This window comes from Aquisphaera insulae, from assembly GCF_011064615.1.
Taxonomy (GTDB): Bacteria; Planctomycetota; Planctomycetia; order Isosphaerales; family Isosphaeraceae; genus Aquisphaera; species Aquisphaera insulae.
This window is the reverse complement of the sequence record NZ_JAALJH010000224.1, coordinates 1-1252: the sequence shown is the minus strand read 5'-3', so window position 1 is coordinate 1252 and position 1252 is coordinate 1. Positions and strand designations below refer to the sequence as shown.

Here is a 1252-nt window from a genome sequence, read left to right as displayed (position 1 = left end):
CCTACGCCGGCCACCAGTACGGCGGCTTCACGATGCTCGGAGACGGGCGGGCCATCCTGCTCGGCGAGCACCGGACGCCGTCGGGCGGCCTCGTGGACATCCAGTTCAAGGGGTCCGGGCGGACGAGGTTCTCTCGCGGCGGCGACGGGCTGGCGGCCCTCGGGCCCATGCTCCGCGAGTACATCATCAGCGAAGCCATGGCCGCCCTCGGCATCCCCACCACGGGGAGCCTCGCGGTCGTCACCACCGGGGAGAAGGTCTACCGAGAGTCCCCGCGGCGCGGCGCGATCCTGACCCGCGTGGCCGCCAGCCACATCCGGGTCGGCACGTTCGAGTACGCGGCCAGGCGGGACGAGGCGACCTTGCGGGCGCTCGCCGATTACGCGATCGACCGCCATGATCCCGAGCTCGTCGAGGCCCCGGAGAAGTACCTGGCGTTCCTGAAGGCCGTGGCGGACCGCCAGGCCTCGCTCGTCGCCCGCTGGCAGCTCGTCGGCTTCATCCACGGCGTCATGAACACCGACAACGTGGCCATCTCGGGCGAGACGATCGACTACGGCCCGTGCGCCTTCATGAATGCCTACGACCCCGGGACCGTCTACAGCTCGATCGACCGCGGAGGCCGGTACGCCTACGGCAACCAACCCAGGATCGTGCAGTGGAACCTGGCGCGGTTCGCCGAGACCCTGCTGCCATTGATCGACCCGGAGCCGGAGGCCGCGGTCGCGGCCGCGACGGAGGTCCTGGAAGGCTTCCCCGCCGTGTTCGAGCGGTACTGGCTGGCCGGGATGCGTGAAAAGCTGGGGCTTCAGTCGGAGGAAGCCGGGGACGCCGACCTGGCCCGGTCGCTGCTCGACTGGATGCAGAAGGTGCGAGCCGACTTCACCAACACGTTCCGCGACCTGTCGGCAGGCCCGCCGGTTGGCGAGCGGTATCGGGACGCGGAGTTCCAGGCCTGGTACGCCCGGTGGCAGGAGCGAGTCGGGCCGACCGGGCCGTCCTACGAGCTAATGCGGTCCGTCAACCCCGCGGTCATCCCGCGGAACCACCGCGTTGAGGAAGCCCTGTCGGCCGCCGAGGACCGCGACGACCTGTCGGTCATGCACCGGCTGCTGGACGCGCTGGCCTCGCCCTATGAGACCAGGGCCGAGCACGCAGAATACCGTGACCCGCCCGCCGACGAGGCTGGTTACCGGACGTTCTGCGGGACCTAGGCGCAATACCGTTCAACGAAGGCTCGTCTCGTCTCGCA

At 69.9% G+C, this 1252-nt stretch carries 1 protein-coding gene; it reads left to right on the top strand.

The window, feature by feature from the left end; genetic code table 11:
• Positions 1 to 1214: protein adenylyltransferase SelO (locus G6O54_RS36855; protein WP_165236115.1), on the top strand; the 1214-nt coding region annotated here is incomplete at its 5' end.
• Positions 1215 to 1252: the final 38 nt, after the last annotated feature.